We start from the raw sequence: 25,273 nt of genomic DNA, 5'->3' as shown, positions 1-25,273 counted from the left end.
TACTACAAATCGAGGTACCCCCACTCAGCCGCGAGGCCTGTGGAACCAGCGGGTGACGGGGGCCGATGCCCACGCCGGCGCTGAACATCATGACGATCCAGGTCGGCGCCCAGCCGGATCCGGCGAACGCCTCGGGAGGCCCGTCAGGCGGCGGCGGCCTCCTCGGCCTCGACCGCGGCGTTCCAGGCCGGCTTCGTGGAGCGCCAGCCCTCGTCGTCCATGCCGCGCCGCCAGTAGCCGGAGATGGACAGGTCACCCCGGGGCACGCCGCGTTCCAGGCGCAGCAGCCGCCGCAGCTCCTTGACCGCGCCGGCCTCGCCGTGCACGAACGCGTGCACCCGGCCGGGCGGGAACTCCAGCGCCCGGACCGCCTCGACCAGCGGCTCGCCGTACGGGCGCCCGTCCCGGTGCAGCCAGCGCAGGTCGAGGGCGGCGGCACTGGTCAGCGGCAGTTCGTCGGCCGGGCCGCCCACCTCGACGTACACCGTCGCGCGGGCCCCGGCGGGCAGCCGTTCCAGGGCGGCGGCGATGGCCGGCAGCGCGCTCTCGTCGCCGGCCAGCAGGTGCCAGTCGGCCGCCGGGTCCGGCGCGTACGCCCCGCCCGGCCCGGTGAACAACACCCGGTCGCCGGGACGCAGCGCCGCCGCCCACGGCCCGGCCAGCCCCTCGTCGCCGTGGTGCACCACGTCCACTGTCATCTCACCGGCCGCGGCGTCCCAGGCCCGGACCGTGTACGCGCGCAGACGCGGCCACTGCTCCGCCGGGAACTCCCGCTTGATCGTGGCCAGGTCGACCGGGTACGGATAGGTCACCCCGGCCGGCGGGAAGACGAACTTCACGTAGTGGTCGGTGTACGCGCCGACGGGCAGCCCGGCCAGCTCGGGACCGCCCAGGACGAGGCGGATCAGGTGCGCCGTGGGCCGCGTGGTCCGGACGACCGTGGCGGCGGTGAGCTTCTTCGGGCGGTCCGTCATGACGCTTAGGCTAGCCTAAGCTCCGCGGCGGTGAATCCGTCAGCTCGGTGACACCAGGCGGGCGTGCCAGGCCAGCGCGGCCGGATCGGTGAGCGAGGCGACCTGGTCGATCACCACGCGCAGCCGCCCGGCGTCATCCGGAGCGTCCCGCCACAGCGGCGCGAACATCGGATCCAGCGCGTCCGGCGCCCGGTCCAGCAGTGCCACGACCAACCCGGCCAGGACGTCCCGCTGCCGCGCGTAGCGCTCCTCCGCACCGGGGCGGCGCATCACGTACCGCAGCGCGATGCCCTTGAGCAGCGCGCACTGCGCCCGGATCCGGCGCGGCACCACCAGGTCGGCGGCGTAGCGGCGGTGTGGGCCGGGGCCGTGGCGCTGCTGCGTGGCGGCCACCACTGCGGAGACGAACCGGCCGGTGAGCACGCTCGTGGTGGCCTTCAGCGCGGCGAGGGCGCGGTGGCTGCCGTCGTACGCGGCCAGCGGGGCGAGAACCGGATCGGCGAGCAGCTCACCCAGCACCTCGCCCAGGTCCTCCGGCGCCTCGCCGGAGTAGGTGGCGGCAACGTCGGCGCAGAGCGCCCGCCGCTCGTCCTCCTCGGCCAGCAGCGGGCGCAGGTCGACGTACCCGCCGTGGATGCCGTCCTCGACGTCGTGCACCGAGTACGCCACGTCGTCGGCCCAGTCCATCACCTGAGCCTCCAGGCAGCGCCGGTCGCCGGGCGGGGCGCCCTCGCGCAGCCAGTCGAAGACCGGGCGGTCGTCGGCGTACACGCCGAACTTGCGTTCACCGGGCCGGCGCGGCCACGGGTACTTGCTCACCGCGTCCAGCGCGGCCCGGGTCAGATTCAGCCCGGCCGGGCGCCCGTCCGGGGCGAACACCTTCGCCTCCAGCCGGGTGACGACCCGCAGCGTCTGCGCGTTGCCCTCGAAGCCGCCGCAGGCGGCGGCCAGCTCGTCCAGCGCGTACTCCCCGTTGTGCCCGAACGGCGGGTGCCCCAGGTCGTGCGCCAGCCCGGCGGTGTCCACCACGTCCGGGTCGCAGCCCAGCCGGGCGCCCATCTCGCGGGCGATCTGCGCGACCTCCAGCGAGTGGGTCAGCCGGGTACGCAGGAAGTCGTTCGTCCCGGCGGCGTGCACCTGGGTCTTCGCGGCGAGCCGGCGGAACGCCGCCGAGTGCAGCACGCGGGCGCGGTCCCGCTCGAACGGCGACCGGCCGTGCCCGGTGTCCTTCGGCGCCTCGTCGACCAGCCGGGCCGCGTCGCTCATCTCTCCCGCAACACGCAGAACTCGTTGCCCTCCGGATCGGCGAGCACCGTCCACTCCACGTCTCCCTGGCCGATGTCGACGTGCCGCGCGCCCATGTCGACAAGACGCTCCACCTCGGCCTCCATGTCGGCCGGACGCAGGTCGATGTGCAGCCGGTTCTTCCCCTCCTTCGGCCCGGCGACCGGGACGAAGACGAGACCGGGCGCGGTGTCGGGAGTGCGGCGGATCTCCACCTCGTCCGGCTTGTCGGAGATCACCTGATAGCCGAGCGCCTCCGCCCACCAACTGGCGAGCCGGGACGGGTCCCGGGCGTCGATGGTCAGGTTCTCCCAGACGGCGGTCATGCGCCCACCCCTCCTGATCGACACGTGGCGGAAGCTCAGGTTACGCCGAGGAGACCGGAAAGGCGCGTCGGGCGTACGCGGGGCCGCCGGCGAGCACCGGCGGCCCCCCGTCGGTCAGCGGGAGTCCGAACCGGTGGTGGTGATGGCCGCGCGACCCGCCTCCAGCCGGGCCACCGGCACCCGGAACGGCGAGCAGGAGACGTAGTCCAGTCCGACCTCGTGGAAGAAGTGCACCGAGTCCGGGTCGCCGCCGTGCTCGCCGCAGACGCCGAGCTTCAGCCCTGGACGGGCCGCCCGGCCCTCCTCGGCGGCGATGCGGATCAGCCGGCCGACGCCGTCGGTGTCGATCGACTCGAACGGCGAGATGCCGAAGATGCCCAGTTCCAGGTAGCGCCAGAAGAACGCGCCCTCCACGTCGTCGCGGGAGAAGCCCCAGCCCATCTGGGTCAGGTCGTTGGTGCCGAAGGAGAAGAACTCGGCCGCCTCGGCGATCTGCCCGGCGGTCAGCGCCGCCCGGGGCACCTCGATCATCGTGCCGATCAGCACCTCGACGCCGCTGTCCCCGACCACCTCGGCGATGATCCGCTCGGCCTCGGCGCGTACCGTCTCCAGTTCCTGCACGGCGCCGACCAGCGGCACCATGATCTCCGGGTAGGCCGTACCCCCGTCGCGGACGACGGCGACGGCGGCCTCGGCGATCGCGCGGACCTGCATGGCGAACAGGCCCGGGATGACCAGGCCGAGCCGGACGCCGCGCAGGCCCAGCATCGGGTTCTCCTCGTGCATCCGCCGCACGGCGGCGAGCAACGCCTCCTCCTTCGCGACGTCCTCGCCGCGCTCCTGGGCCACCGCGACGTTCACCGCGAGCTGCTCCAGCGGGGGCAGGAACTCGTGCAGCGGTGGGTCGATCAGCCGCACGGTGACCGGCAGGCCCTCCATCTCCCGGAAGATCTCGACGAAGTCGGCCCGCTGCAGCGGCAGCAGCGCGGCGAGCGCGTCCTCGCGCTCCCGCGCGCCGGAGGCGAGGATGAGCCGCTCGACCAGCTCGCGGCGGTCGCCGAGGAACATGTGCTCGGTGCGGCACAGGCCGATGCCCTCGGCGCCGAAGCGCCGCGCCCGGGCCGCGTCCGCGCCGGTGTCGGCGTTCGTGCGCACCCGCAGCCGCCGCGTGGCGTCGGCGTGCGTCATGATCCGGTGTACGGCGCGGACCAGCGCGTCGTCGATGGTCTCCGGGTCGAGTTCGCCCTCGAAGTACTGCACCACCTCCGACGGCATGACCGGCACCTCGCCGAGGTAGACAGTGCCGGTGGTGCCGTCGATCGAGATCACGTCGCCCTCGTTCACCACGTGGCCGCCCACTGTGAACTTCTTCGCCGGCACGTTCACCTCCAGCTCGTCGGCGCCGGAGACGCAGGTCTTGCCCATGCCGCGGGCCACCACGGCGGCGTGGCTGGTCTTGCCGCCCCGCGAGGTCAGGATGCCCCTGGCGGCGATCATGCCGTTGAGATCGTCCGGGTTGGTCTCCCGGCGGACCAGGATCACCGCCTCGCCCTCGGCGGCCAGCTCGACCGCGCGGGCCGAGGTGAACACGACCTTGCCGGACGCCGCGCCCGGGGAGGCGCCGATGCCCTTGGCGACCGGCTGGAACTCGTGGTCGAGCTGGAAGCGCGGGAACATGAGCTGGGCGAGCTGCGCGCCGTTGACCCGGTGCAACGCCTCGTCCAGGTCGATCAGGCCCTCGTCGACGAGCTGCCCGGCGATGACGAACGCGGCGGCGGCGGTACGCTTGCCGACCCGGGTCTGGAGCATCCAGAGCTTGCCGCGCTCGATGGTGAACTCGATGTCGCAGAGGTCCTTGTAGTGCTCCTCCAGCCGGGCCATGATGCCGAGCAGCTGGTCGTAGGAGGCCTTGTCGAGCTGCTCCAGCTCCTGCAACGGCACCGTGTTGCGGATGCCGGCGACCACGTCCTCGCCCTGGGCGTTCGCCAGGTAGTCGCCGTAGATGCCCTGCGCGCCGCTGCCCGGGTCGCGGGTGAACGCGACGCCGGTGCCCGAGTCGGGGCCGAGGTTGCCGAACACCATCGCGACCACGTTGACGGCGGTGCCCAGGTCGGCCGGGATGCGCTCCTGCCGGCGGTAGAGCACCGCCCGCTCGGCGTTCCACGAGTCGAAGACCGCGCGGATGGCGAGGTCGAGCTGCTCGCGCGGCTCCTGCGGGAACTCGCGGCCGGTGTGATTGGCGAAGATCTTCTTGTACGCGTCGACCAGCCCGCGCAGGTCGTCGGCGTCCAGGTCCAGGTCGTTGTGCGTGCCCTTGGCGCTCTTGATCTCGTCCAGCGCGTGCTCGAACTCCTCGCCCGGCACCTCGCAGACGGTCTTGCCGAACATCTGGATCAGCCGCCGGTAGGAGTCCCAGGCGAACCGATCCGCGCCGCCGGAGGCGACCCGGTCAGCACTGCCTCCGGCCTGCCGTGCGAGTCCTTCGACGCTGCGGTCGTTGAGGCCGACGTTGAGGACGGTCTCCATCATGCCGGGCATGGAGAACTTGGCGCCGGAGCGGACCGAGACCAGCAGCGGGTCGTCCGGGTCGCCGAGGCGCCGGCCCATCTCGCGCTCCAGCGACTCCAGGTGCGCCTCGATCTGCGCGGCCAGGCCGTCCGGCTCGCGCCCGGTCGTCAGGTACGTCTTGCAGGCCTCGGTGGTGATCGTGAAGCCGGGCGGGACCGGCAGCCCGAGGTTCGTCATCTCGGCCAGGTTGGCCCCCTTGCCGCCGAGCAGATCCTTGAGATCCCTGTTGCCCTCGGCGAAGTCGTAGACGTACTTCCGCTCGACCGAATCGTGCGCTGCCACCAGAGCCCTCCCACGCGCGCCATTGACACTTAACGAAGGTTCAGTTCGGACATACCCCGGTAGTGACCACCGGCAATCCCGGCTCGTCAGCGTCGGTGGGCCGAAGGCTAGGCGAGTTTCGCGAAACCTGGGAGCGTTCGGTGACTTTCGGCACAACGGTCACCACAATCCGCGTTCGTACGGGTTTTTGGGAACGCTTCCACGAGCACGATCACGCAATTCCGCTTCCTCTCGTACTCTTGACGTCACTACATCTCGCGGATCCTCACCTTTGCCATATCCCGCGCGAATACACCCTCGGAGCCGCCGTCGTGCCGACGACCCCCACCGCCCCGGAGACCGGGCCGGAGCCGACCGCCACCCGCCCTGCCAGCACACCTTCCGGCGACGTACCCCCGATGTCGCCGCCCGGTGCGGCGTCCCTCGCCGGTGCGGTGCCCTCGGCCGGTGCGGGAGCGCCGGCCGGTGCCGCGGCGGACGCAGGGCTGCCCGGCGTGCCGGCGCCCGCCGCCGAGTTGGCGCGTGTGGCCGCGAGCCGCGCCGACGGCGCGCTCGCCACAGCGGCACCGGTCCGCCTCGACGACGTGGTGCCGGCGCCCGAGCGGGTGGTCCCGGACCCGGCGTCGGACTTCACCCTGAGCGCGGACGCGGTGCTGCGGGTCAGCCCCGCGGGGCGGGACGTGGCCGAACAGCTCGCCGCCTGGCTGCGCCCGGCCACCGGCTTCCCGCTCCCGGTCGCCGACGCCCCCGAGGGCGGCCTGCCGACGCTCACGCTGTCCCCGGCCGCCCTCGCCCGATCCGGCGAGCCGGACGGCACACGGCTCGGAGACGAGGGCTACCGGCTCGACGTGACCGCCGGCGGCGTCCGGATCACCGCCGCCACCCCGGCCGGACTGTTCCACGGCGCGCAGACGCTGCGGCAGCTGCTACCCGCGCCGATCGAGAGCCCGACCGTGGTCGCCGCGCGCTGGGCGGTGCCCGGCGGCACGATCGTCGACCGGCCGCGCTTTCCCTACCGGAGCGCCATGCTCGACGTCGCCCGCCACTTCTTCGCCGTCGAGGACGTACTGCGGGTGGTCGACCACCTGGCCCGCTACAAGCTCAACCACCTGCACCTGCACCTCACCGACGACCAGGGCTGGCGGATCGCCGTCGACTCCTGGCCCCGGCTCGCGGAGGTCGGCGGCGCGACCGCTGTCGGGGGCGGGCAGGGCGGCTGGTACACCCATGCCGACTACCGCCGCATCGTCGCGTACGCCGCCCGCCGCCACGTGACCGTGGTGCCCGAGATCGACCTGCCGGGCCACACCAACGCGGCGCTCGTCGCGTACCCCGAGCTGGCGCCCGGCAAGATCGCGCCGCCGCCGTACACCGGCACCGAGGTCGGGTTCAGCTACGTCGACCCCGCCGACGAGCGGACGTACGACTTCGTCGCGGACGTGGTCGGCGAGGTGGCCGCGCTGACGCCCGGACCGTGGCTGCACCTCGGCGGCGACGAGGCGTTCAAGGTGCCGGCCGACAGCTACCGCACCTTCGTGGACCGGGCGCAGCGGCTGGTCGCCGTCACCGGCAAGACAGTCGTCGGCTGGCACCAGCTCGCCCCGGCCGAACACGTCGACGGGCGCGTCCTGCAGTGGTGGGGCACGAACGGCGACGACCCGGAGACCGCCGACGCGGTACGCCGGGGCGCCCGGCTGATCCTCTCCCCCGGCAACCGCGCGTACCTGGACATGAAGTACGCCCAGGACACCCCGATCGGGAACGACTGGGCCGGTCTTATCGACGTACGCCGGGCGTACGAGTGGGATCCGGCGACCCACGTGCGGGGCGTACCGGCCGAGGCGGTGCTGGGGGTGGAGGCGCCGCTGTGGACCGAGTCGGTCACCACGATCGCCGAGGCCGAGTTCATGCTCTTCCCACGCCTGCCCGCCGTCGCCGAGCTGGGCTGGTCACCGCGCGAGACGCACGACTGGCCCCGGTTCCGCAGCCGGCTGGCCGGCCAAGGCCCGCGCTGGACCACCGCCGGCATCACCTTCCACCCCTCCCCCGAGATCCCCTGGCCGGTGACGGTGCCACCGCAGCACCGCCCGACCGACCGGCCCGGTCACGACCGCACGCCGCTGGGGTGAGGCCGGTGGCGTCGTCCGGCCAGCCTCACAGTCAGGTCAGACATCTCATCCCGGTGATCCCGTTGGCGAGCTCGCTGCCGGACCCACTCAGCACCCGGAGCGAGTTGACGTCGCCGGAGTAGGCCACCTCGCCCGCCCGGTCGCACAACTGCCGGCCCGGGCCGGCGTCACCGTCGCCCAGCGTGGTGGCGACCACGACCGTGGTGCACTGCCCCTCCACTGTCACCGCGCGGACCTGGTCCGACCGGAGGTGCCGACTGACCGTGTCGGCGATCGCCCCGCACGGGACCTCGGTGGCGGTCGGACTCGGCGCCGCGGCGCCCGGCGAGGGCGGGCTGGACGGGCCGTCGGCCTCGGAACAGCCGGCCAACGACGCGATGCCGAGCGTGATCACCGAGGTGACGAGCGTGACGTGCCTGACCGGGCTCATGTGCTGACCGTCCTTACGTGTCGGATTTGGTCTCGAAGCGGGCGTCATGCCGGTGCCCGTCCGGTGAGCAGCAGGAGACCGCCGGGCAGCCGGTAGCCGGCCCCGGGCTCGCGGAACCGGGCGAGCAGTGCGGCCACCCCGGCCCGCGCCGCGGCCTGCCGCGACGGGCCGGCGGCCCGGTACACGGCCCCGGCCGGGCCGACCTCGATCAGCCAGTCGGCGACGGTGTCCGGGTCGTCGGGTGCGGTCAGGGTGACGTCGTGGGAGTCGACCGCGATGTCGTCGAATCCGGCCTCGGCCAGGACGCGACGGGCCCGCGCCGGGTCGGCGAGGGCGAACGGCCCCGGCTCGTCGCCGACCGGCAGTGGCGGCAGCGCCCCGACGTGCGGGGCGGCGCCGAGCACCGCCGCGATCAGCCACGGGGTCGTGCTCCCGTCCCGGAAGACGGTCGCCGCCAGCCGTCCCCCGGGGCGCAGCGCCCGCCGTAGGGTGCGGCACCCGGTGACCGGGTCGGCGAGCAGCATCAGGGCCATCCGGGAGTGCACCGCGTCGAACGGCGCGCCCGGGACGACGTCCAGGGTGTCCAGGTCGGCCACCATGAACCGCAGCCGAGGATGACGGCCGTTCGGGAAGCGCGCGACGGCGGCGGCCAGCATCTCGGCGGACAGGTCGAGGCCGACGGCCTCCCCGGTCGGCCCGACCGCCGCCCCCAACTCGGCCGTGGTGCCGCCGCAGCCGCAGCCGACGTCGAGGATCCGCTCGCCCGGCCGCGGGCGCAGCCACTCCAGGGCGACCGCGCCGAGTCGTCGCCCCCAGTGGTCCTGGCGGTCGGCGTGGCGCACCCAGCCCGGTGCCGCCCCCGACCAGAAGGCGGCGTTGCGGTCCCGCAGGTCGGCCAGGTCCGCCATCAGAACGGCATCTCGGCGCCGTCGACCGTCACGGACCGGAAGCCGGCGGCCTTGCTCGCGTCGAATCCGTCGGCCTGGGCCGCCAGGCCCGCCGCCCGGACGAGTCGCTCGGACTGGAAGCGCCGGAACGCGGCCTCGTCCTGCCAGATGTTGATGATGCGCCAACCGCCCTCGACCGGCCCGGCGACGTGGGCGAGCAGGCCCGGCGGCCGGTCGGGACCGAGGTGTCGCTCGACCAGCCGGTATTCGTCCTCGCTGACGCCGGGCATCTCCTGAACCACACCGAACGGCACGATGATCAACTCTTTTCGATAGAGTGTTGCTCTATCTAATAGATGACTACACTCGCGCCGTGGGTGTCAAGAGGAGGTACGAGTCGGCAAGACGTCAGGAGCAGGCCCGCCAGACCCGGCGGGCGATCCTCGACGCGGCCGGCAAGCTGTTCGTCGACCCGGGCTACGCCGCCACCCCGCTGACCGCCGTCGCCGCCGAGGCCGGCGTCGCCGTACAGACCGTGTACGCGATCTTCGGCAACAAACGCCACCTGCTCTCCGCGCTCGTCGACGTGACCATCGCCGGCGACGACGAACCGGCCGCGCTGCCCGACCGGCCGTTCGTCGCGGAGATCCGGGCGCTGCCCGACGCCCGGGCGAAACTGGCCCGCTACGCCCGGCACCTCAGCGCGACCCAGGCCCGGCAGGTCGACATGATGATCGCCCTCACCGGCGCCGCCAGCGCCGACCCCGACGCAGCCGCCATCTGGCGCAAGAACGTGGCGGAACGCCGGCGCGGCATGGCGATGTTCGCGGCCGAACTCGTCGCCACCGGCTCCGTGCGGCCCGACCACGACGTCGACAGCGTCGCCGACGTGCTGTGGCTGGCGATGGACTTCCGCAACTACGACTGGCTGGTGCGGCAGCGCGGCTGGCCGGTCGACCGGTTCGAACGCTGGTACGTCGACACCGTCGCCGCCGCCGTGCTGGCCTGAGCCGCCCCGGCCCGCCGAACCGCACCCCGCCGTTGGGTCTGGGGTGCGCCGTCCGGTCCGGGGGCACGTGGGGCATCGATCGAGTTGATGGATCTGAGGTATGTCCGAAAAGTCCGGATCGGCCGGCCCGGAATCCCTGCCCGCCTCCGGGCGTTGTACATGGCTGGACGCGGTGAGCCGGCCGGAGCCCGTGCCGGTGGAATGCCGGACCCCGCCCGTCGGTTACACCCCCCGAGCCGCCCGAGCGCTCCGAGCAGGTCGCCGCCGCTGACCGCCGGGCCGGGCAGACCCCCGCGGCGCCCCCGTGCCGCACACCCCCGAACCAGAGGAGTCGCATCATGCGTACCGATCTGATCCGCAAGACCGTTCTGACCGCTGCCGGTATCGCCGCCACCGCCGGTGGCATCGCCGGCCCCGCCCTCGCCGCGCAGGCCACCCCGGCCGAGCGCGCCGCCCAGGTCGTCACCAACGACCGCAAGCACGGCGAGCGGGAACTGGACGTGCGCTACGAGGCCCAGCCCAACTTCTACTTCTGCGGCCCCGCCGCCGCCCGTAACGCGCTGAGCGTGCAGGGCAAGAACATCGACGTGCACGCCATGGCCGAGGAGATGGGCACCACCGAGGCCGGCACCAACTCCATCAACGACATCACCCCGGTGCTGAACAAGGAGACCGGCAAGGACGTCTACAAGTCCACCGAGATCCCCGTGGACAAGGCCCGCGACCGTGACAAGGTCGAGAAGCTGCGCGCCGACGTGGTGCGTACGGTCGACGACGGCCGGGCCGTGGTCGCCAACATCGCCGGCACCGCCACCGACACCGACGGCAACACCCACTCCTTCGAGGGTGGCCACTACATCAGCGTGGTGGGCTACCGCGACGGCGGCAAGGTCGTGACGATCGCCGACTCGGCCAACCCGAACCAGGCCTCCTACCGGATGGACGTGGACGAGCTCGCCCGCTGGATCGCCAGCCGCGGCTACAGCTCCTGACCGAACGACATGACGAAGGGCCCGACCCCGCTACGGGGGCCGGGCCCTTCGGCATATCCGGGTCAGCCGCCGGAGTCGTCCAGCTCGGCGCCGTCCGGCGGGGTGTCGTCGTCGCGGCTGGCCAGCCAGCCGTCGGGCAGGAACACCTTGCCCGGGGAGTTGGTGCGGCCGCGCGGCTGGCCGAGGTTCTCCACCGGGAACGGTACGGCCGGGTCGAGCTTGCCGAGCAGGTCGTCGAGCTGCGTCAGGCTCTCGATCATGGCGAGCGAGCGGCGCAGTTCGCTGCCGATCGGGAAGCCCTTCAGGTACCAGGCGACGTGCTTGCGGAAATCGGTGCAGCCGTCCCGCTCGCCCCGGGCCGGGTTCCGGGCGCCCGCCACGAACTGCTCCACCAGCAGTTCGGCGTGCCGGCGCATGGTCACCGCCACCTCGCCGAGGCTGGGCAGCCGCCGCTCGGTGCTCCCGTGGAACGCGGCCTCCAGGTCGGCGAACAGCCACGGCCGGCCCAGGCAGCCCCGCCCGATCACCACGCCGTCCACGCCGGTGTGCGCGACCATCCGCAGCGCGTCGTCGGCCTCCCAGATGTCGCCGTTGCCGAGCACCGGCACGTCGAGCGCCGACTTGAGCGTGGCGATCGCGTCCCAGTCGGCGGTGCCGGAGTAGCGCTGCGCGGCCGTACGCCCGTGCAGGGCGACCGCCGCGACGCCCGCATCCTGGGCCGCCAGCCCTGCCTCGACGTACGTCAGATGGTCGTCGTCGATGCCCTTGCGCATCTTGACGGTGACCGGCACCCCGGCGGGTGACGCGGCGTCCACGGCGGCCTTGACCAGCCGGGCGAACAGCCGGCGGCGCCACGGCAGGGCGGAGCCGCCGCCACGGCGGGTCACCTTGGGCACCGGGCAGCCGAAGTTGAGGTCGATGTGGTCGGCCAGGTCGCGCTCGACCACGATCCGCACGGCGGCGGCGGTGATCTCCGGGTCGGTGCCGTAGAGCTGGAGGCTGCGGGGCTGCTCCTCGGCGCCGAAGGCGATCATGCGCAGCGTCTTCGGATTCCGCTCGACCAGCGCCCGGGTGGTGATCATCTCGCAGACGTAGATGCCGCCGCCCTGCTCACGGCAGAGCCGGCGGAAGCCGACGTTGGTGATCCCGGCCATCGGCGCGAGCACCACCGGCGGCCACACCCGATGCGGGCCGATGGTCAACGCGGGCAGGGTCGCAGCGGTCACCTGACCAGTGTAGGGAGGGGTTCCCGGGTATCGACGCCTACCGGGCCGCCACCCGCTGCGGCGCGGGTGACGGCGTGGTCCCGGGCTCCCCCGCCGGCATGATCAGCAGCAGCGCGAGGACGCCCAGCCCGCCCGCGACGGCGCCGACGAACTGCACGACGCCGTAGCCGACCCCGGCGGCGAGCAGCGTGAGGAAGACCGCCACGGAGATCGCCCCGGCCACGTGGGTGGTCGACTCGAACACCGCCGAGGCCGTTCCCTGGTCGCTCGGCGGCGCGTCGCCGACACACACCCGGGTCAGCCCGACGTAGATCGGACCGGCGCTGAGCCCCCAGGCGACCAGGACGGCCGTGACGAGGATCAGCGGACCGCCCGCGTTGACCGCCACCAGTGCGAGCGTGACCGCGCACAGGGCCAGCGCCACCGCGACGACCCGCCGCGCGCCGAACCTGCGGATCAGCGCGCCTGCCGGAGCGGCGCTGACCAGCGCGCCGAGCAGCACCGGGGCCAGCACCAGCCCGGCGCCCGCCGGGGACAGGCCGTGGACCTCCTGGAGGTAGAGACTGCCCACGACCACCACCACCGCGTACGCGGCCGAGTGGGCGGCGAAGGCGAGGCAACCGGCGACCAGCGGGCGCGACCGGAGCAGGGACGGCCGGACCAGCGGGTCGGCCACCCGCCGCTCGACGCGCACCAGCAGGAACAGCAGCACCAGGGAACCGGCGACCGCGCCGAGCGCGACCGGGTCCGGACCCGACTCGGCGATCCGGTTGGCGCCGAAGATCAGCGCGAGCAGCATGCCGGTGGCGAGGACCGCCCCGGCGAGGTCCAGCCGCTGCCGGCCGCCCGGGTCGGGTCGGCTCGCCGGCAGCAGCAGCCGGGCCGCCACCATCGCCACCAGTCCGACCGGCACGGTGGCCAGGAAGACCCAGCGCCAGCCGAGGTGTGACGTGATCAGGCCGCCGACGATCGCCCCGGCCAGACCGGCCGTGTTCGCGGCGGCGGCGACGACCGCGAACACCCGGCTGCGCCACGGCTCGTCGGGGAAGTACGTGGCCGCCGACGCCAGGGTCGCCGGGATGGCGAGGGCCGCGCCGGCGCCCTGCAACACCCGGCCGAGCAGCAGCAGGGGCAGCGCGGTCGCCAGCCCGGCCAGAGCCGAGCCGAGAGTGGCCAGCGCGAGGCTGACGACGATCAGCCGGCGTCGCCCCCACAGGTCGCAGAGCCGGCCCCCGAGCAGCAGCAGGCCGCCGATGCTCAGCGAGTACAGCGTCACGACCCACTGGAGGCGGCCCGGGTCGAGGTGGAACTCGGCACCGATGCGCGGCAGCGCGGTGGCCACCGCCAGGCTGTCGAACAACACCAGGAACATGGCGCTGGCCAGGACCAGGGCGGTGGGCCACCGATGCGCCACCGCTGCGGGCGCCGGCGTGGCGGACGGTCCGGTGGTTGCCTGCCGCATCTCGCCCCCTTCGCTGCCGGTGAGGGATCTCCTACCCGGCGCTCCCGCCGGATAACGGCACCCGGCTCGCGGGATTCAGACACGTCGACCCGTCGTCCGGCCCGGTGGACACGGAGAAGGGCGCCGTCGGCGACGGCGCCCTTCTCGGTGAGACGTCAGCAGCCGGGCAGGCGCTCGATCAGGTAGCGCTCGACCTGGTCCAGCGAGACGCGCTCCTGGGCCATGGTGTCCCGGTTCCGGACCGTGACGGCGTTGTCGTCGAGCGTGTCGAAGTCGACCGTGACGCAGAACGGCGTGCCGATCTCGTCCTGCCGGCGGTAGCGGCGGCCGATCGCCTGCGAGTCGTCGAACTCGACCACCCAGCGCTTGCGCAGGTCGGCGGCGAGCTGCTTGGCCTTCGGCGACAGCGCCTCGTTGCGCGACAGCGGCAGCACCGCGACCTTGACCGGGGCCAGCCGCGGGTCGAAGCGCATGACCGTGCGCTTGTCCACGCCGCCCTTGGTGTTCGGCGCCTCGTCCTCGTCGTACGCCTCGAGCAGGAACGCCAGCACCGCGCGGGTGAGGCCGGCGGCCGGCTCGATCACGTACGGCATCCAGCGCTCGCCCTTGCCCTGGTCGAAGTACGACAGGTCGACGCCGGAGTGCTCGCTGTGCGTGGACAGGTCGAAGTCGGTGCGGTTGGCGATGCCCTCCAGCTCGGCGAAGTCGGTGCCGCCGAACTGGAACCGGTACTCGATGTCGACGGTGCGCTTCGAGTAGTGGGAGAGCTTCTCCTTGGGGTGCTCGTAGAAGCGCAGGTTCTCCTCGGACAGGCCCAGGTCGAGGTACCAGTTCCAGCGCTCGGAGAGCCAGTACTCGTGCCACTGCTCGTCGGTGCCCGGCTCGACGAAGAACTCCATCTCCATCTGCTCGAACTCGCGGGTCCGGAAGATGAAGTTGCCGGGGGTGATCTCGTTGCGGAACGACTTGCCGGTCTGCGCGATGCCGAACGGCGGCTTCTTGCGGGCGACCGTCTCCACGTTCTTGTAGTTGACGAAGATGCCCTGGGCGGTCTCCGGGCGCAGGTAGTGCATGCCCTCGTCGCTCTCCACCGGGCCCAGGAACGTCTTCATCAGGCCGTTGAACATCTTCGGCTCGGTGAAGGTGCCCTTGTTGCCGCAGTTGGGGCAGTTCAGCTCCGTCAGCGAGGTCAGCGGCTTGCCGTGCTTGGCCTCGTACGCCTCTTCCAGGTGGTCGGCGCGGAACCGCTTGTGGCAGGACTGGCACTCGGTCAGCGGGTCGACGAACTCGGCGATGTGGCCGCTGGCCTCCCAGACCTTGCGGGCCAGGATGACCGCCGAGTCGAGGCCGACGACGTCGTCACGCTGCTGCACCATGGTCCGCCACCACTGCCGGCGGACGTTCTCCTTCAGCTCGACGCCGAGCGGACCGTAGTCCCACGCCGACCGGGTGCCCCCGTAGATCTCGCTTGAGGGGAAGACGAAGCCTCGGCGCTTGGCGAGGCTGGTGACGGCGTCGATACGGTCGGCTGGCATGTTTCCTCCTACGCCGGCTGGCGGTCGGCGCGGTTGAGATGGATGGAACCGGGCTGTTCGGGACAACGGTACGACCGTGTCCGTCCCGAGCCCAGCAGAATACCGGGGGCCGGTCAGCCCACCCCGCAGACCTCCACGCCGCCCGTCTGCTGGTCCGGCGCCAGTGTCACGGTCTGCGCCTCCCGCCGGCCCCCGGCGAGCGTGACGTCCACCGGCACGGTGAGCGTGGCGAGGTCGACCTCGCCCACCCGGTAGCCGGAGATCTGCGGCTCGGCGGCCACCCGCCGCTCGAACTCGCGCCGGGGCTCGCGCTTCCGGATGTCCTCGCAGAGCGTGTCGTACGCCTTGGACCATTCCCGGGCCACGAGCGCCTGGTAGTAGTCGTTCGTGACCGCCCGGCCCTGCTCGCCGATAGCCTGGACGTTGCTCACCGCCAGACCGACCACCGCCGCGCCGCCTCCACCGCAGCAGATCAGCACTGCCAGCGCGCCCGCGCCGAGACCCAGCCAGAGCCGGGTGCGTCCGCCCTCGGTGGGCGGGGCGGCGAACGGCGGCGCGACGCCGGGCCCCTGCGGCGGCGCGGGCACCCCGTGGTCCGCCGGCGGCGCGGGCGGAACTGCTGGCGGGGGTGGCGCGGCCGGTCCGGGAGCGGTCATACGCGCCAGGGTAGTGCCCCGGCACTCAGCGGGACGGACCTGCGGCACGATCGCTGGCGACGACGACGATCTCACCCTCGGGGGCAGCGCTGGCGAGCGTCTCGTACGCCGACGGCTCGTCCGCCGACCGGGCGAGCAACGGCACGGCGGTGACCTTGACGTCGAAGCCGCCCAGCGCCCGCCGGTACGCCCCGACCGACTCCCACTCGGTGATCAGAACCCAGTGGTCCGGGTCGTCGAGCGCCCGCAGCAGCTCGCCGCGCAGGTAGCCGGGGCGGGCGGCGAGCGCGGCCAGCGCGGCGTGCGCCGCACGGGTGAACTCGTCCACCGTTTCGGCTTCCACCACGAAGCGGTTGGTGACCAGCACGGGGTTCCTCCTCGTAGAGTTTGTGGCATGCAGCGTACGCAGAGTCCCGTCCTGTCCCGGTTGGCACGGCTCAACCCGACGGCGGTGTTCCTGGCCGCGCTGGCCGTGGTGCTTGTCGGCCTCTTCGCACCCGGCCCGGCGGGCGGCGTCCTGCTGCTGGTGCTGGCCGGCGGGCTGGTCTGGCTGATGTCGGTCACCTGGCCGGTGCAGGCCGCGGCGACCCGGCTGCTCCGGCTGGTGATGCTCACCCTGTTGATCGCGGTGGCGCTTGCGAAGCTCATGGTCGGCTGACTCGGAAGCCGAGCTGACCTGCACTGACATGCAATCATGCGTTTTTGACAATAGTTTTCGTTGTCGCGGACAGTTGAGCCCATGACCGTTCGCGCACCTCGCCGTACCCTGATCGCCGCCGCCACCGCCCTGCTCGCCGCCGCCGGCCTGACCGCCTGCGCGGACGGCACGGGCGGCGCGAGCGAGCCGGGCAGGGTGGGCGTGGTGGCCGCGTTCTACCCGCTCCAGTTCCTCGCCGAGCGGATCGGCGGCGACACGGCCGCGGTCAGCAACCTGACCAAGCCCGGCGCCGAGCCGCACGACCTGGAACTCAACCCACGGCAGGTCGGCCAGATCGTCGACGCCGACGTGGTCGTCTACCTCAGCGGCTTCCAGGCGGCGGTGGACGAGGCCGTGGAGCAGAACGGCGGTGACCGCGCGTTCGACGTGGCGGGCGTGACGCCGCTGCGGGACGCCGCCGCCGGTGGGCACGACCACGACCACGAGGGCGAGGACGGGCACGCCGGCGAGGGCGGCGGCAGGGACCCGCACGTCTGGCTCGACCCGACCCGGCTGGCCACCATCGGCGACAAGCTCGCCGAGCGCCTCGGCAGGGCCGACCCGGACCACGCCGCCGACTACACCGCCCGCGCCGGCGCGCTGCGCACCGAGCTGACGAAGCTGGACACCGAGTACGCCGACGGCCTGCGCACCTGCCAGCGCCGCGAGGTGGTGACCAGCCACGCCGCGTTCGGCTACCTGACCGAGCGCTACGGGCTGGAGCAGATCGGCATCAGCGGGCTCACCCCGGAGACCGAGCCGTCCCCGCAGCGGCTCACCGAGGTCGCGAAGGAGGCCCGGGAGCACCAGGCCGGGACGATCTTCTTCGAGAGCCGGGTCAGCCCGAAGGTCGCCGAGACCATCGCGCGCGAGGTCGGGGCGAAGACCGCGATGCTGGACCCGCTGGAGGGCCCGCCCGCCGAGGGCGACTACCTCTCCGCGATGCGCGCCAACCTGCAGACCCTGCGAACCGCCCTGGACTGCTCATGACCCCACCCGTGATCGAGATCGCGCACGCCACGGTCGGCTACGACGGCCGCCCGGTGCTTCGTGACGTCTCGTTGACAGTGACCGCCGGAGAGGTGGTCGCCGTGCTCGGCGCCAACGGCTCCGGCAAGTCGACGCTCGTGCGCGCCGCGCTCGGCCTGGTGCCGGTCGGCGCCGGGTCGGTCGCCCTCTTCGGCACGCCGCGGCGCCGCTTCCGGCAGTGGCACCGCATCGGGTACGTGCCGCAGCGGCCCGGCGCGGGCAGCGGAGTGCCCGCGACGGTGCGCGAGGTGGTGGCGTCCGGGCGGCTGGCCCGCCGGGGCGTCCTGCGGCCCGCCGGGCGCGCGGACCGGGAGGCGGTGACGGCGGCGCTGGACGCGGTCGGGCTCGCCGACCGGGCCGGTGACCCGGTGTCCACGCTCTCCGGCGGCCAGCAGCAGCGCACTCTGATCGCCCGGGCACTGGCCGGCGGGCCGGAGCTGCTGGTGCTCGACGAGCCGACCGCCGGGGTGGACGCGGCCAGCCAGGAGGCGTTCGCCGAGGCGCTGCGCGGATTCCGCGACGGCGGCGGCACGGTGCTGCTGGTCGCGCACGAGCTGGGCCCGCTGCGCCCGCTGATCAGCCGGGCCGTGGTGGTGCACCAGGGCGGCATCGCGCACGACGGCGCGGTGCCGGAACCGGCCGGTCACCACGCCGACCCGGACCACGAGCACGTGCACCCGCACTGCGACGAGGAGCCCGCCCGGCTCTGGACAGGCATCTGAGATGGATCTCTTCCAGTACGACTTCATGCTCCGCGCCCTGGCCGGCGCGTTGATCATCGGGCTGGCCGCCCCGGCGCTCGGCATCTACCTGGTGCAGCGCCGGCTGGCGTTGATCGGCGACGGGCTCGGGCACGTGGCGCTCACCGGCGTCGGCGCGGGACTGCTGCTCAACCACTCCCCCGTGCTGGTGGCGGTGATCGCGGCGACGCTCGGCGCGGTGGTGATCGAGCTGGTCCGCGCGTACGGGCGCACCTCCGGTGACCTCGCGCTGGCGTTGCTGTTCTACGGCGGCATCGCCGGCGGCGTGATGCTGGTCGGGCTCTCCGACGCCAGCAGCGGGTCGCTCAACGCGTACCTGTTCGGGTCGCTGACCACCACCTCCCGGAGCGACCTGGTCACCATCTGCGTGCTCGGCGCGGTCCTGCTGGTGACCATGCTGGTGCTGCGCCCGGCGCTGTTCGCGGTCTGCCACGACGAGGAGTACGCGCGCGTGTCCGGCCTGCCGGTGCGGACGCTGAACCTGGTCATCGCGGTCGGCACCGCGGTCACCGTGACCATCGCCATGCGGGCGGTCGGAGTGCTGCTGATCAGCGCGCTGATGGTCGTGCCGGTGGCCACAGCGCAGCAGGTGACCCGGGGCTTCCGGTCCACCATGACGGCGGCCATGGCGCTGGGCCTGTTCGCCGCCGGCACCGGGGTCTGGGTGGCGGCGACCGCCAACACCGCGCCCGGCGCGTCGGTGGTGCTCGTGGCGATCGGCTCGTTCCTGCTGGTCGCGCTCGCCGCGGCCGGTCTGCGGGCGCTGCGGCGGCGGGTCCGGGCCGACCGGTCCACGCCGCCGCCCGAGCCGGCCGAGCACGAGGTGCTGCTGGGATGAGGCCCTGCCCGCCGGCGCAGCCGGTATTGGTTACCGTTACAGGGTGACCGGCACGAACGGGTACGACGCCTTCGAGGGTGCGGGTGACCTGCTGCGCGCGCTCTCGGCCCCGATCCGGCTCGCGATCGTCAGCGAGCTGGCCGCGGGCGAGCGCTGCGTGCACGAGCTGGTCGAGAAGCTCGGCGCCCCGCAGCCGCTGGTCTCCCAGCACCTGCGGGTGCTGCGCGGCGCGGGCGTGGTGCGCGGGTCGCGGCGCGGCCGGGAGATCGCGTACGCGCTTGTCGACGACCATGTCGCGCACATCGTGGCGGACGCGGTCAGTCACGCCGGCGAAGGGTCGCACTGAGCGGGAAATCGGCCAGGTGCCGACACGCCCGCGCCGTGGGACGCTGTCCGGCGTGAAGATCTACGCCGACCGTTTTCCCACCGCCGTCCGCCAGTTCCTCACCGACCTGCTCGTTGTCTTCTGGGTGTACGCGGCGATCCGCTTCGCGTTGTGGCTGCACGACGTGGTCGAGAAGCTCGCCGTACCCGGGCAGAAGCTGGAGGGGGCCGGCGGTGGACTCGCCGACAACCTGGCCGACGCCGGCGGCAAGGTCGGCCGGGTGCCGATCGTCGGCGACGAGCTGACCGCGCCGTTCACCCGGGCCGCCGACGCCGCCCGCGCGGTCGCCGAGGCCGGCCGCGACCAGCAGGAGCTGGTCGGGCAGCTCGCGCTCGGGCTGACCATCGCGGTACTGGTGTTCCCGCTCGGCCTGGTGCTGTTCGGCTGGCTGCCACTGCGTCTGCGCTGGATGCGACGGGCCGGCGCGGCGAAGGCCCTGGCCGGCGTCCCGGCCGGCCGGGACCTGCTGGCGCTGCGCGCGCTGGCCGGTCAGCCGCTGTCGAAGCTGACCCGGATCGCGCCCGACGTCGCCGAGGCGTGGCGGCGCGGTGACGACGCGACTGTCGACGCGCTCGCCGCGCTGGAGCTGCGCGAACTGGGGCTGCGCGGCGGCCGGTGAGGTGTGCCGCCCGGTCCGCGCGGGCCCGGCGTCCGCACCCCGGCGGCCGACCGGGTGGCACGGCCGCCGGGCGGTTCGGTCAGCCGGTGGGCGGGATGCGGCGGCGGACGTCCTCGGCAGCCGACGGGCCGGGTTCCCAGCGGGCCACCCAGGGCAGGTCGGCCGGCGGGGTGACGACGCCGTCCTCCAGCGAGGCGTACCGGCCGGCGACGATGCGCTTGGCGGCGGCCACGTCGACCGAGTCGGTGTTCGACCACAGGCCGGTGAACAGCTCGTCGACGCGCAGCCGCGCCTGCCGGCAGAACAGGTCGGCCAGCTCGACGTTCTCCGGGTGCGCGTCGCGCTCGGCGTAGGCCCGGACGCAGACCGCGCTCATCGCGAACAGCTCCGCGCCGATGTCCACCACCCGGCCGAGGAACGCCTGCTTGCGCTCCATCTTTCCCTGCCAGCGGGACATCGCGTAGAACGTCGACCGAGCCAGCTTGCGGGAGGTCCGCTCGACGTGGCGCAGGTGCCCGGCCAGCGGCCCGTACTCCTGGTACGCCCCGGGCGTCTGCCCCTTGCCGACGGCCAGCGTGGGCAGCCACTTCGCGTAGAAGGCGCCGGCCCGCGCGCCCGCCTTGGCCTTGCGGCCCAGGCCGGCGTCGGGATCGATGATGTCGCCCGCCACCGACAGGTGCGCGTCGACCGCCTCGCGGGCGATCAGCAGGTGCATGATCTCGGTGGAGCCCTCGAAGATCCGGTTGATCCGCAGGTCGCGCAGGAGCTGCTCGACGGCGGCCGCCCGTTCCCCCCGGGCGGCCAGCGAGTCGGCCGTCTCGTAGCCGCGGCCGCCGCGGATCTGGATCAGCTCGTCGGCGATCCGCCAGGCCATCTCGCTGGCGTAGAGCTTGACCAGCGCCGCCTCGATCCGGATGTCGTTGCGGTCGTCGTCGGCGAGCATGCAGGACAGGTCGAGCATCGACTCCATGCCGTACGTGGTGGCGGCGATGAAGGAGAGCTTCTTCGCCACCGCCTCGTGCTCGCCCACCGGGCGGCCCCACTGGACCCGGTCCGCCGTCCACTCCCGGGCCACGTTGAGCGCCCACTTGCCGGCGCCCACGCACATGGCCGGCAGCGAGAGCCGGCCGGTGTTCAACGTGGTCAGCGCGATCTTGAGGCCCTTGCCCTCGCCGCCGATCACGTTCTCCTTGGGCACGAACACGTCGTGGAACCGGGTGAGGCTGTTCTCCAGGCCACGCAGCCCGACGAAGGAGTTGCGCCTTTCCACAGTGATGCCGTCGCTGTCGCCCTCGACCACGAACGCGGTGATGCCGCCGCGCCGCCCCTCGCCGGCAGGCACCCGGGCCATCACCACGAGCAGGGTGGCGAGCGTGCCGTTCGTAGCCCAGAGCTTCACCCCGTTGAGCCGGTAGCCGGTGCCGTCCGCCGTCGGCTCGGCGGTGGTGGCGAGCCGGGCCGGGTCGGAGCCGACGTCCGGCTCGGTGAGCAGGAACGCGGAGACCTCACCGGCGGCGAGCCGGGGCAGGAACCGTTCCTTCTGCTCGGGCGTGCCGAACATCTTCAGCGGCTGTGGCACGCCGATCGACTGGTGTGCGGAGAGCAGCGCGCTGACCGCCGGGTTCACCGAGCCGACGAGCATCAGCGCCCGGCAGTAGTGCAGATTGCTCAGCCCGAGCCCGCCATGCTTGCGGTCGATCTTCATGCCGAACGCGCCGAGCCCGGCCAGGCCGTGGAACACCTCGTCGGGGATGTGCGCGTCCCGCTCGATCGCCGCACCGTCCACCTCGGACGTCAGGTACGCGCGCAGCGCGCCGAGGAACTCGTCCGCGCGGGCCACGTCCGCCGGGTCAGGGCGGGGCCACGGGTCGATCAGGTCGAGCCGGAACCGGCCGAGGAACAGCTCCTTGCCGAAGCTGGGCCGGTCCCACGCCGACTCGCGGGCTGCCTCGGCGACCTGGCGGGCCTCCTTCTCGGAGACCCGGCCCGCTTCGGTGGGCAGCGGCCCCGCGCCGTCGGGTGACTCGGGCCGGCTGTTCTCTGTCGTGGTCACGGCTGCCTCCTCGTCGGTCCGGCTGCGTCGACGCGTTCGACGAAACGACGCTACCCCCGGGTGTTACCCAGGGGTAGCGCTGTGTGCACGTCCGATTTGGCGGGACGGTCAGTCCGTGAGCGACTGCGGGCTGTCGTCCTCGTCGTCGATGTCGTCGTCACCCCAGTTGCGCCGGCTGAACGGCAGGACGGCCCAGAAGAGCAGGAACCACAGGCCGGTGAGCGCGCTGAGCAGGAACGCGATCGGCCGGTCCAGCACGAAGTCGGTGACCAGCAGGACCGAGCTGACCATCGCGATCAGCATGAAGAACAGGCCGCCGGTGGCCATCCGGTGGGCGAACCGGACCAGCTCCGGCTTACGCCCCTGCCGGAACAGTGCCCGGTGGAACGCGACCGGGGAGATGATCATCGCGGCGGACGCGGCGGCGGTCAGCAGCGCCAGGATGTAGATGTCGCGCTGGAACTCGGTGGTCCGGCCGAACCCGTTGCTGAACGGCAACGTCAGCAGGAAGGCGAAGAGGATCTGCACACCGGTCTGCGCGACCCGCAGCTCCTGCAACAGGTCGGCGAAGTTGCGCTGCCAGCGCTGCTTCTCGGATTCCTTCGACACTCGCGGACCTCCCCGGGAGACGGCACGGCCGGCGGATGAACACCCACCGGCAGCACCGCCTGTGCCCCGTCCGGATGATCACGAAACCGGCTCAGGAACCCCGGCGGATCCGGCCTGCGTACCGGGCTTCCAACTCGGCGTTGTGCTCGTCGCCGCCGGTGATGTTCGCGGACAGGTAGACCGGCGGGCGCTGCCCCGCCGCTACCAGCCGGGCCACCACCTCGGCGACGATCTGCTGGGCGAGCAGCGCGGCGGTGATCGAGGAGACCGCGCCGACCGCGCCGCCACCGGGTAACGGCAACGTAGCGTCGCCGTACGGGGCGCCGTTGTCAAGCACCACGTCGGCGAATTCGGCCAGCTTGCGGCCGGACGGGTGCCGCGAGGTCATCCGGGCCGAGTGCTGCGCCGAGGTGATCGCCACCAGGCCGTGCCCGCGCTCCTTCACGATGGACGCGAACTCGACCATCGCCCCGTTCACGCCGGAGTTCGAGGCCAGCACGAACACGTCCTGCGGCCGGATCGGCGCCAGCTCGTAGAGGCGGTGCGCCACCGCCGGGTCGCGTTCCAGCTTCGGCCCGAGCACGTCGGCCGGGTCGCCGCCGACCAGCACCAGGTCACGCAACGCGATCCGGTTGGTGGGCACCAGGCCGCCGGCCCGCCCGGCGATCTCCATGGCCAGCGCCTCGGAGTGCCCGGTGCCGAACGCGTGCACCACACCGTCGGCGCCCAGCGCCGCCGCGATCAGGTCGGCCGCGGCGGCCACGTTGCCTCGCTGCTCGGCGGCGACCCGGCCGATCGTCTCGGTCGCCACCGCCAGGTACGCCTCGGCGCTCACCGTCATGCTGCCTCCGTTCCCGCCCGGGCGAGGATCGCCTCGGCCAGCGGGCCGGGCGCCTCGTCCGGGATCCAGTGGCTGACGCCGGACAGCGTCACGAACCGGTAGTCACCGGTCACGTGCGCGGCGCAGGCCTGCGCGGCCGTCCGGCCGATCGCCACGTCCTTGTCGCTCCAGACGAACGTGGTGGGTACCCCGACCGGGGCGACCGCCTTCATGTCCGTCCCGGTCATCGCGCGGTACCAGTTCAGCGCCGCCGTCAACGCCCCCGGCTCGCGCATCGGCTCGGCGTAGCGGGCCACCGCGGCGGCGTCGCCCACCCCGCCGAGCATCTTGCGCAGCACTGCGGCGTTCCACGCCAGCAGCACCTTCTCCGCCGTACCGGGCTTGCGGAACAACGTGATGTAGGCGGACTTGGCCTTCTGCCGCGTGTCGGTGGCGAGCGCGTGCCCCATCGCGGCCGGGTGCGGCACCGACACCGCGGTGAGCGTCCGCACCCGCTCCGGGCGCGCCGCCGCCAGGCCCCAGGCGACGATCGCGCCCCAGTCGTGGCCGACCAGGTGCGCGCGGCTCACCCCGAGCGCGTCGAGCACCGCCGCCGCGTCGGCCACCAGCTCCGGAATCCGGTACGCCCCGACGCCGGCCGGACGGGCGCCGGGCGAGTAGCCGCGCTGGTCGAGCGCGTACGTGCGCAGCCCGGCGGCGTGCAGCGCGGGCGTGACCGCGTCCCACTCGCCCGAGTGCTGCGGGAAGCCGTGCAGCAACAGGACCGGGTCGCCGGCCTCGGGGCCGCCGGCGCGTACCTCGAACGTCAGTCCTCGCGCATTCACCAGCATGATCGCCACCATACCGACACTCGTCCTGCTGGGCCGGGGCCCGTCGTCGGTGCTAGCGTCTGCGACGAGACAACTTCACATCCGACAGGGGAGCGCACAGCGCTGAGAGTGCGGGCCGGTGCCCGCAGACCCTCGAACCTGATCTGGGTAATGCCAGCGCAGGGAGTTCGGTCGACCTCCAGCCGCGTCGCCGTCCGGTGACCACCGGGCGCGGCGTGCGTCTTCTCCTGGTTCACCTCGACGAACTGGGAGCCAACCGTGAACCACACCGACAGCAACCGCTGGCGTACCGTCGACATCGTCGTCGCCTCGGTCATCGCCGTCGCCTTCGGCGTCGTGTTCTGGGCCTGGGGCCTGCTCTGGAGCGCCACCGACGCGGCGTTCGCGTTCTTCCCGCCGGCGCAGGCCGTGCTCTACGGCGTGTGGCTGATCCCGGCGGTGCTCGCCGGCCTGATCATCCGCAAGCCGGGCGCCGCGCTCTACTGCGAGACGGTTGCCGCGATCGTCTCCGCCCTGCTGGGCAGCCAGTGGGCGGGCATCGTGATCCTCCAGGGCCTGATGCAGGGCATCGGCGCCGAGCTGGCCTTCGCCGCGTTCCGGTACCGCTCGTTCCGCCTGCCGGTGGCGGTGCTGGCCGGTGCGCTGACCGGTCTCGGTGCGGCGACCTTCGACTTCGTCTACTGGAACAAGGCGTACGACTTCGCCTCCTACCGCCTCCCGTACGCGCTGATCACGATCGTCAGCGCCACGATCGTCGCCGGCCTGGGCGCGCACGTCCTCACCCGCGCGCTGGCGAACACCGGCGTGCTGGACCGCTTCCCCGCCGGCCGAGACCGCGCCCTGGTCTAGCC

General features: G+C 73.1%; 26 protein-coding genes and 1 riboswitch. Of the genes, 10 read left to right on the top strand and 16 right to left on the bottom strand.

All coding sequences use genetic code 11. The features are described from left to right. Positions 1-143: 143 nt before the first annotated feature. The 4 genes from ACFYON_RS15795 to ppdK form a co-directional block, all read right to left on the bottom strand. Entirely contained in the window at positions 144-974 is an 831-nt protein-coding gene (locus ACFYON_RS15795) for a siderophore-interacting protein (protein ID WP_354872469.1), read from the bottom strand. Positions 975-1,013: 39 nt separating this feature from the next. Beyond that, positions 1,014-2,240 carry a deoxyguanosinetriphosphate triphosphohydrolase gene (locus ACFYON_RS15790; RefSeq protein ID WP_354872472.1) on the bottom strand — a complete coding sequence of 409 codons (1,227 nt, stop codon included), beginning with the start codon at positions 2,238-2,240 and terminating at the stop codon, positions 1,014-1,016. After that, complete coding sequence (locus ACFYON_RS15785) at positions 2,237-2,584, bottom strand: VOC family protein (protein WP_354872474.1); 348 nt, start codon at positions 2,582-2,584, stop codon at positions 2,237-2,239. Before ACFYON_RS15785 ends, ACFYON_RS15790 begins: the two co-directional genes overlap by 4 nt. 114 nt (positions 2,585-2,698) lie before the next feature. Next, positions 2,699-5,434 carry a pyruvate, phosphate dikinase gene (gene ppdK, locus ACFYON_RS15780; protein WP_354872477.1) on the bottom strand — a complete coding sequence of 912 codons (2,736 nt, stop codon included), beginning with the start codon at positions 5,432-5,434 and terminating at the stop codon, positions 2,699-2,701. A 311-nt stretch (positions 5,435-5,745) separates the two neighbouring features. On the opposite strand from ppdK, the gene ACFYON_RS15775 reads away from it, so the two are divergent. Next, positions 5,746-7,563 (top strand): family 20 glycosylhydrolase, encoded by a 1,818-nt coding sequence (locus tag ACFYON_RS15775; protein ID WP_387320847.1) that lies wholly within the window; start codon positions 5,746-5,748, stop codon positions 7,561-7,563. A gap of 31 nt (positions 7,564-7,594) precedes the next feature. Here the strand turns inward: ACFYON_RS15775 and ACFYON_RS15770 are convergent, their stop codons facing one another. The 3 genes from ACFYON_RS15770 to ACFYON_RS15760 are packed head-to-tail and all read right to left on the bottom strand — an operon-like array spanning position 7,595 to position 9,203. Further along, entirely contained in the window at positions 7,595-7,993 is a 399-nt protein-coding gene (locus ACFYON_RS15770) for a hypothetical protein (protein WP_355047447.1), read from the bottom strand. A 44-nt stretch (positions 7,994-8,037) separates the two neighbouring features. Further along, positions 8,038-8,901, bottom strand: a complete 864-nt coding sequence (locus ACFYON_RS15765) for a methyltransferase domain-containing protein (RefSeq protein ID WP_387320845.1) — start codon at positions 8,899-8,901, stop codon at positions 8,038-8,040. Then, positions 8,901-9,203 carry a hypothetical protein gene (locus tag ACFYON_RS15760; RefSeq protein WP_355094278.1) on the bottom strand — a complete coding sequence of 101 codons (303 nt, stop codon included), beginning with the start codon at positions 9,201-9,203 and terminating at the stop codon, positions 8,901-8,903. The genes ACFYON_RS15765 and ACFYON_RS15760 overlap by 1 nt, the downstream gene beginning before the upstream one ends. Before the next feature lie 50 nt (positions 9,204-9,253). On the opposite strand from ACFYON_RS15760, the gene ACFYON_RS15755 reads away from it, so the two are divergent. Beyond that, the gene (locus ACFYON_RS15755) at positions 9,254-9,889 is read left to right on the top strand and encodes a TetR family transcriptional regulator (protein ID WP_354872491.1); all 636 of its coding nucleotides are present in this window, start codon (positions 9,254-9,256) and stop codon (positions 9,887-9,889) included. Between the two features lie 338 nt (positions 9,890-10,227). Then, the gene (locus ACFYON_RS15750; protein ID WP_387320843.1) at positions 10,228-10,881 is read left to right on the top strand and encodes a C39 family peptidase; all 654 of its coding nucleotides are present in this window, start codon (positions 10,228-10,230) and stop codon (positions 10,879-10,881) included. Positions 10,882-10,943: 62 nt separating this feature from the next. Here the strand turns inward: ACFYON_RS15750 and dusB are convergent, their stop codons facing one another. The 5 genes from dusB to ACFYON_RS15725 form a co-directional block, all read right to left on the bottom strand. After that, entirely contained in the window at positions 10,944-12,107 is a 1,164-nt protein-coding gene (gene dusB, locus ACFYON_RS15745) for a tRNA dihydrouridine synthase DusB (protein ID WP_355096009.1), read from the bottom strand. A 37-nt stretch (positions 12,108-12,144) separates the two neighbouring features. Next, on the bottom strand, positions 12,145-13,569 hold the full coding sequence (locus ACFYON_RS15740) for an MFS transporter (RefSeq protein WP_387320841.1): 1,425 nt from the start codon (positions 13,567-13,569) through the stop codon (positions 12,145-12,147). A 155-nt stretch (positions 13,570-13,724) separates the two neighbouring features. Beyond that, entirely contained in the window at positions 13,725-15,104 is a 1,380-nt protein-coding gene (locus tag ACFYON_RS15735) for a glycine--tRNA ligase (protein WP_387320839.1), read from the bottom strand. A gap of 113 nt (positions 15,105-15,217) precedes the next feature. Next, positions 15,218-15,691 (bottom strand): hypothetical protein, encoded by a 474-nt coding sequence (locus ACFYON_RS15730; protein WP_354873930.1) that lies wholly within the window; start codon positions 15,689-15,691, stop codon positions 15,218-15,220. Positions 15,692-15,785: 94 nt separating this feature from the next. Continuing rightward, positions 15,786-16,127 carry an antibiotic biosynthesis monooxygenase family protein gene (locus ACFYON_RS15725; RefSeq protein ID WP_387320837.1) on the bottom strand — a complete coding sequence of 114 codons (342 nt, stop codon included), beginning with the start codon at positions 16,125-16,127 and terminating at the stop codon, positions 15,786-15,788. A gap of 27 nt (positions 16,128-16,154) precedes the next feature. On the opposite strand from ACFYON_RS15725, the gene ACFYON_RS15720 reads away from it, so the two are divergent. The 6 genes from ACFYON_RS15720 (at position 16,155) to ACFYON_RS15695 (ending at position 20,089) form a co-directional block, all read left to right on the top strand. After that, positions 16,155-16,418: a DUF6703 family protein gene (locus tag ACFYON_RS15720; RefSeq protein ID WP_354873791.1), complete on the top strand. Its 264-nt coding sequence runs from the start codon at positions 16,155-16,157 to the stop codon at positions 16,416-16,418. Positions 16,419-16,499: 81 nt separating this feature from the next. Next, positions 16,500-17,447 (top strand): metal ABC transporter substrate-binding protein, encoded by a 948-nt coding sequence (locus ACFYON_RS15715; RefSeq protein ID WP_354873792.1) that lies wholly within the window; start codon positions 16,500-16,502, stop codon positions 17,445-17,447. Next, positions 17,444-18,208, top strand: coding sequence for a metal ABC transporter ATP-binding protein (locus ACFYON_RS15710; protein ID WP_354873793.1), 765 nt, complete (start codon positions 17,444-17,446; stop codon positions 18,206-18,208). The genes ACFYON_RS15715 and ACFYON_RS15710 overlap by 4 nt, the downstream gene beginning before the upstream one ends. A gap of 1 nt (position 18,209) precedes the next feature. Continuing rightward, positions 18,210-19,085 (top strand): metal ABC transporter permease, encoded by an 876-nt coding sequence (locus tag ACFYON_RS15705; RefSeq protein WP_354873795.1) that lies wholly within the window; start codon positions 18,210-18,212, stop codon positions 19,083-19,085. Between the two features lie 43 nt (positions 19,086-19,128). After that, on the top strand, positions 19,129-19,431 hold the full coding sequence (locus ACFYON_RS15700) for a metalloregulator ArsR/SmtB family transcription factor (RefSeq protein ID WP_216928710.1): 303 nt from the start codon (positions 19,129-19,131) through the stop codon (positions 19,429-19,431). Positions 19,432-19,483: 52 nt separating this feature from the next. Then, entirely contained in the window at positions 19,484-20,089 is a 606-nt protein-coding gene (locus ACFYON_RS15695) for a hypothetical protein (protein ID WP_357711205.1), read from the top strand. 79 nt (positions 20,090-20,168) lie between these two features. On the opposite strand, the gene ACFYON_RS15690 is transcribed toward ACFYON_RS15695, so the two are convergent. From ACFYON_RS15690 to ACFYON_RS15675, 4 genes are all read right to left on the bottom strand, one after another. Beyond that, positions 20,169-22,142 (bottom strand): acyl-CoA dehydrogenase family protein, encoded by a 1,974-nt coding sequence (locus ACFYON_RS15690; protein WP_387320835.1) that lies wholly within the window; start codon positions 22,140-22,142, stop codon positions 20,169-20,171. Positions 22,143-22,250: 108 nt separating this feature from the next. Further along, complete coding sequence (locus tag ACFYON_RS15685) at positions 22,251-22,751, bottom strand: DUF6328 family protein (RefSeq protein WP_354873801.1); 501 nt, start codon at positions 22,749-22,751, stop codon at positions 22,251-22,253. 91 nt (positions 22,752-22,842) lie between these two features. After that, complete coding sequence (locus ACFYON_RS15680) at positions 22,843-23,592, bottom strand: sugar isomerase domain-containing protein (protein ID WP_387320833.1); 750 nt, start codon at positions 23,590-23,592, stop codon at positions 22,843-22,845. Beyond that, on the bottom strand, positions 23,589-24,422 hold the full coding sequence (locus ACFYON_RS15675; protein ID WP_387320831.1) for an alpha/beta fold hydrolase: 834 nt from the start codon (positions 24,420-24,422) through the stop codon (positions 23,589-23,591). The genes ACFYON_RS15680 and ACFYON_RS15675 overlap by 4 nt, the downstream gene beginning before the upstream one ends. A gap of 76 nt (positions 24,423-24,498) precedes the next feature. Then, positions 24,499-24,605, top strand: a riboswitch (TPP riboswitch). Between the two features lie 75 nt (positions 24,606-24,680). On the opposite strand from ACFYON_RS15675, the gene ACFYON_RS15670 reads away from it, so the two are divergent. Continuing rightward, the gene (locus tag ACFYON_RS15670; protein ID WP_387320829.1) at positions 24,681-25,271 is read left to right on the top strand and encodes an ECF transporter S component; all 591 of its coding nucleotides are present in this window, start codon (positions 24,681-24,683) and stop codon (positions 25,269-25,271) included. Positions 25,272-25,273 lie beyond the last annotated feature (2 nt).

This window comes from Micromonospora sp. NPDC005686, assembly GCF_042871665.1.
Taxonomy (GTDB): Bacteria; Actinomycetota; Actinomycetes; order Mycobacteriales; family Micromonosporaceae; genus Micromonospora.
The sequence above is the reverse complement of the archived record's forward strand: the minus strand, read 5'-3'. Positions and strand labels throughout refer to the sequence as shown.

What these genes read in the sequence shown, in the direction of transcription:
- ACFYON_RS15795 (WP_354872469.1), bottom strand. Translation starts at nt 974, where the DNA reads ATGACGGACCGCCCGAAGAAGCTCACCGCCGCCACGGTCGTCCGGACC.
- ACFYON_RS15790 (WP_354872472.1), bottom strand. Translation starts at nt 2,240, where the DNA reads ATGAGCGACGCGGCCCGGCTGGTCGACGAGGCGCCGAAGGACACCGGG.
- ACFYON_RS15785 (WP_354872474.1), bottom strand. Translation starts at nt 2,584, where the DNA reads ATGACCGCCGTCTGGGAGAACCTGACCATCGACGCCCGGGACCCGTCC.
- ACFYON_RS15770 (WP_355047447.1), bottom strand. Translation starts at nt 7,993, where the DNA reads ATGAGCCCGGTCAGGCACGTCACGCTCGTCACCTCGGTGATCACGCTC.
- ACFYON_RS15765 (WP_387320845.1), bottom strand. Translation starts at nt 8,901, where the DNA reads ATGGCGGACCTGGCCGACCTGCGGGACCGCAACGCCGCCTTCTGGTCG.
- ACFYON_RS15750 (WP_387320843.1), top strand. Translation starts at nt 10,228, where the DNA reads ATGCGTACCGATCTGATCCGCAAGACCGTTCTGACCGCTGCCGGTATC.
- ACFYON_RS15740 (WP_387320841.1), bottom strand. Translation starts at nt 13,569, where the DNA reads ATGCGGCAGGCAACCACCGGACCGTCCGCCACGCCGGCGCCCGCAGCG.
- ACFYON_RS15735 (WP_387320839.1), bottom strand. Translation starts at nt 15,104, where the DNA reads ATGCCAGCCGACCGTATCGACGCCGTCACCAGCCTCGCCAAGCGCCGA.
- ACFYON_RS15720 (WP_354873791.1), top strand. Translation starts at nt 16,155, where the DNA reads ATGCAGCGTACGCAGAGTCCCGTCCTGTCCCGGTTGGCACGGCTCAAC.
- ACFYON_RS15715 (WP_354873792.1), top strand. Translation starts at nt 16,500, where the DNA reads ATGACCGTTCGCGCACCTCGCCGTACCCTGATCGCCGCCGCCACCGCC.
- ACFYON_RS15710 (WP_354873793.1), top strand. Translation starts at nt 17,444, where the DNA reads ATGACCCCACCCGTGATCGAGATCGCGCACGCCACGGTCGGCTACGAC.
- ACFYON_RS15705 (WP_354873795.1), top strand. Translation starts at nt 18,210, where the DNA reads ATGGATCTCTTCCAGTACGACTTCATGCTCCGCGCCCTGGCCGGCGCG.
- ACFYON_RS15680 (WP_387320833.1), bottom strand. Translation starts at nt 23,592, where the DNA reads ATGACGGTGAGCGCCGAGGCGTACCTGGCGGTGGCGACCGAGACGATC.
- ACFYON_RS15675 (WP_387320831.1), bottom strand. Translation starts at nt 24,422, where the DNA reads ATGCTGGTGAATGCGCGAGGACTGACGTTCGAGGTACGCGCCGGCGGC.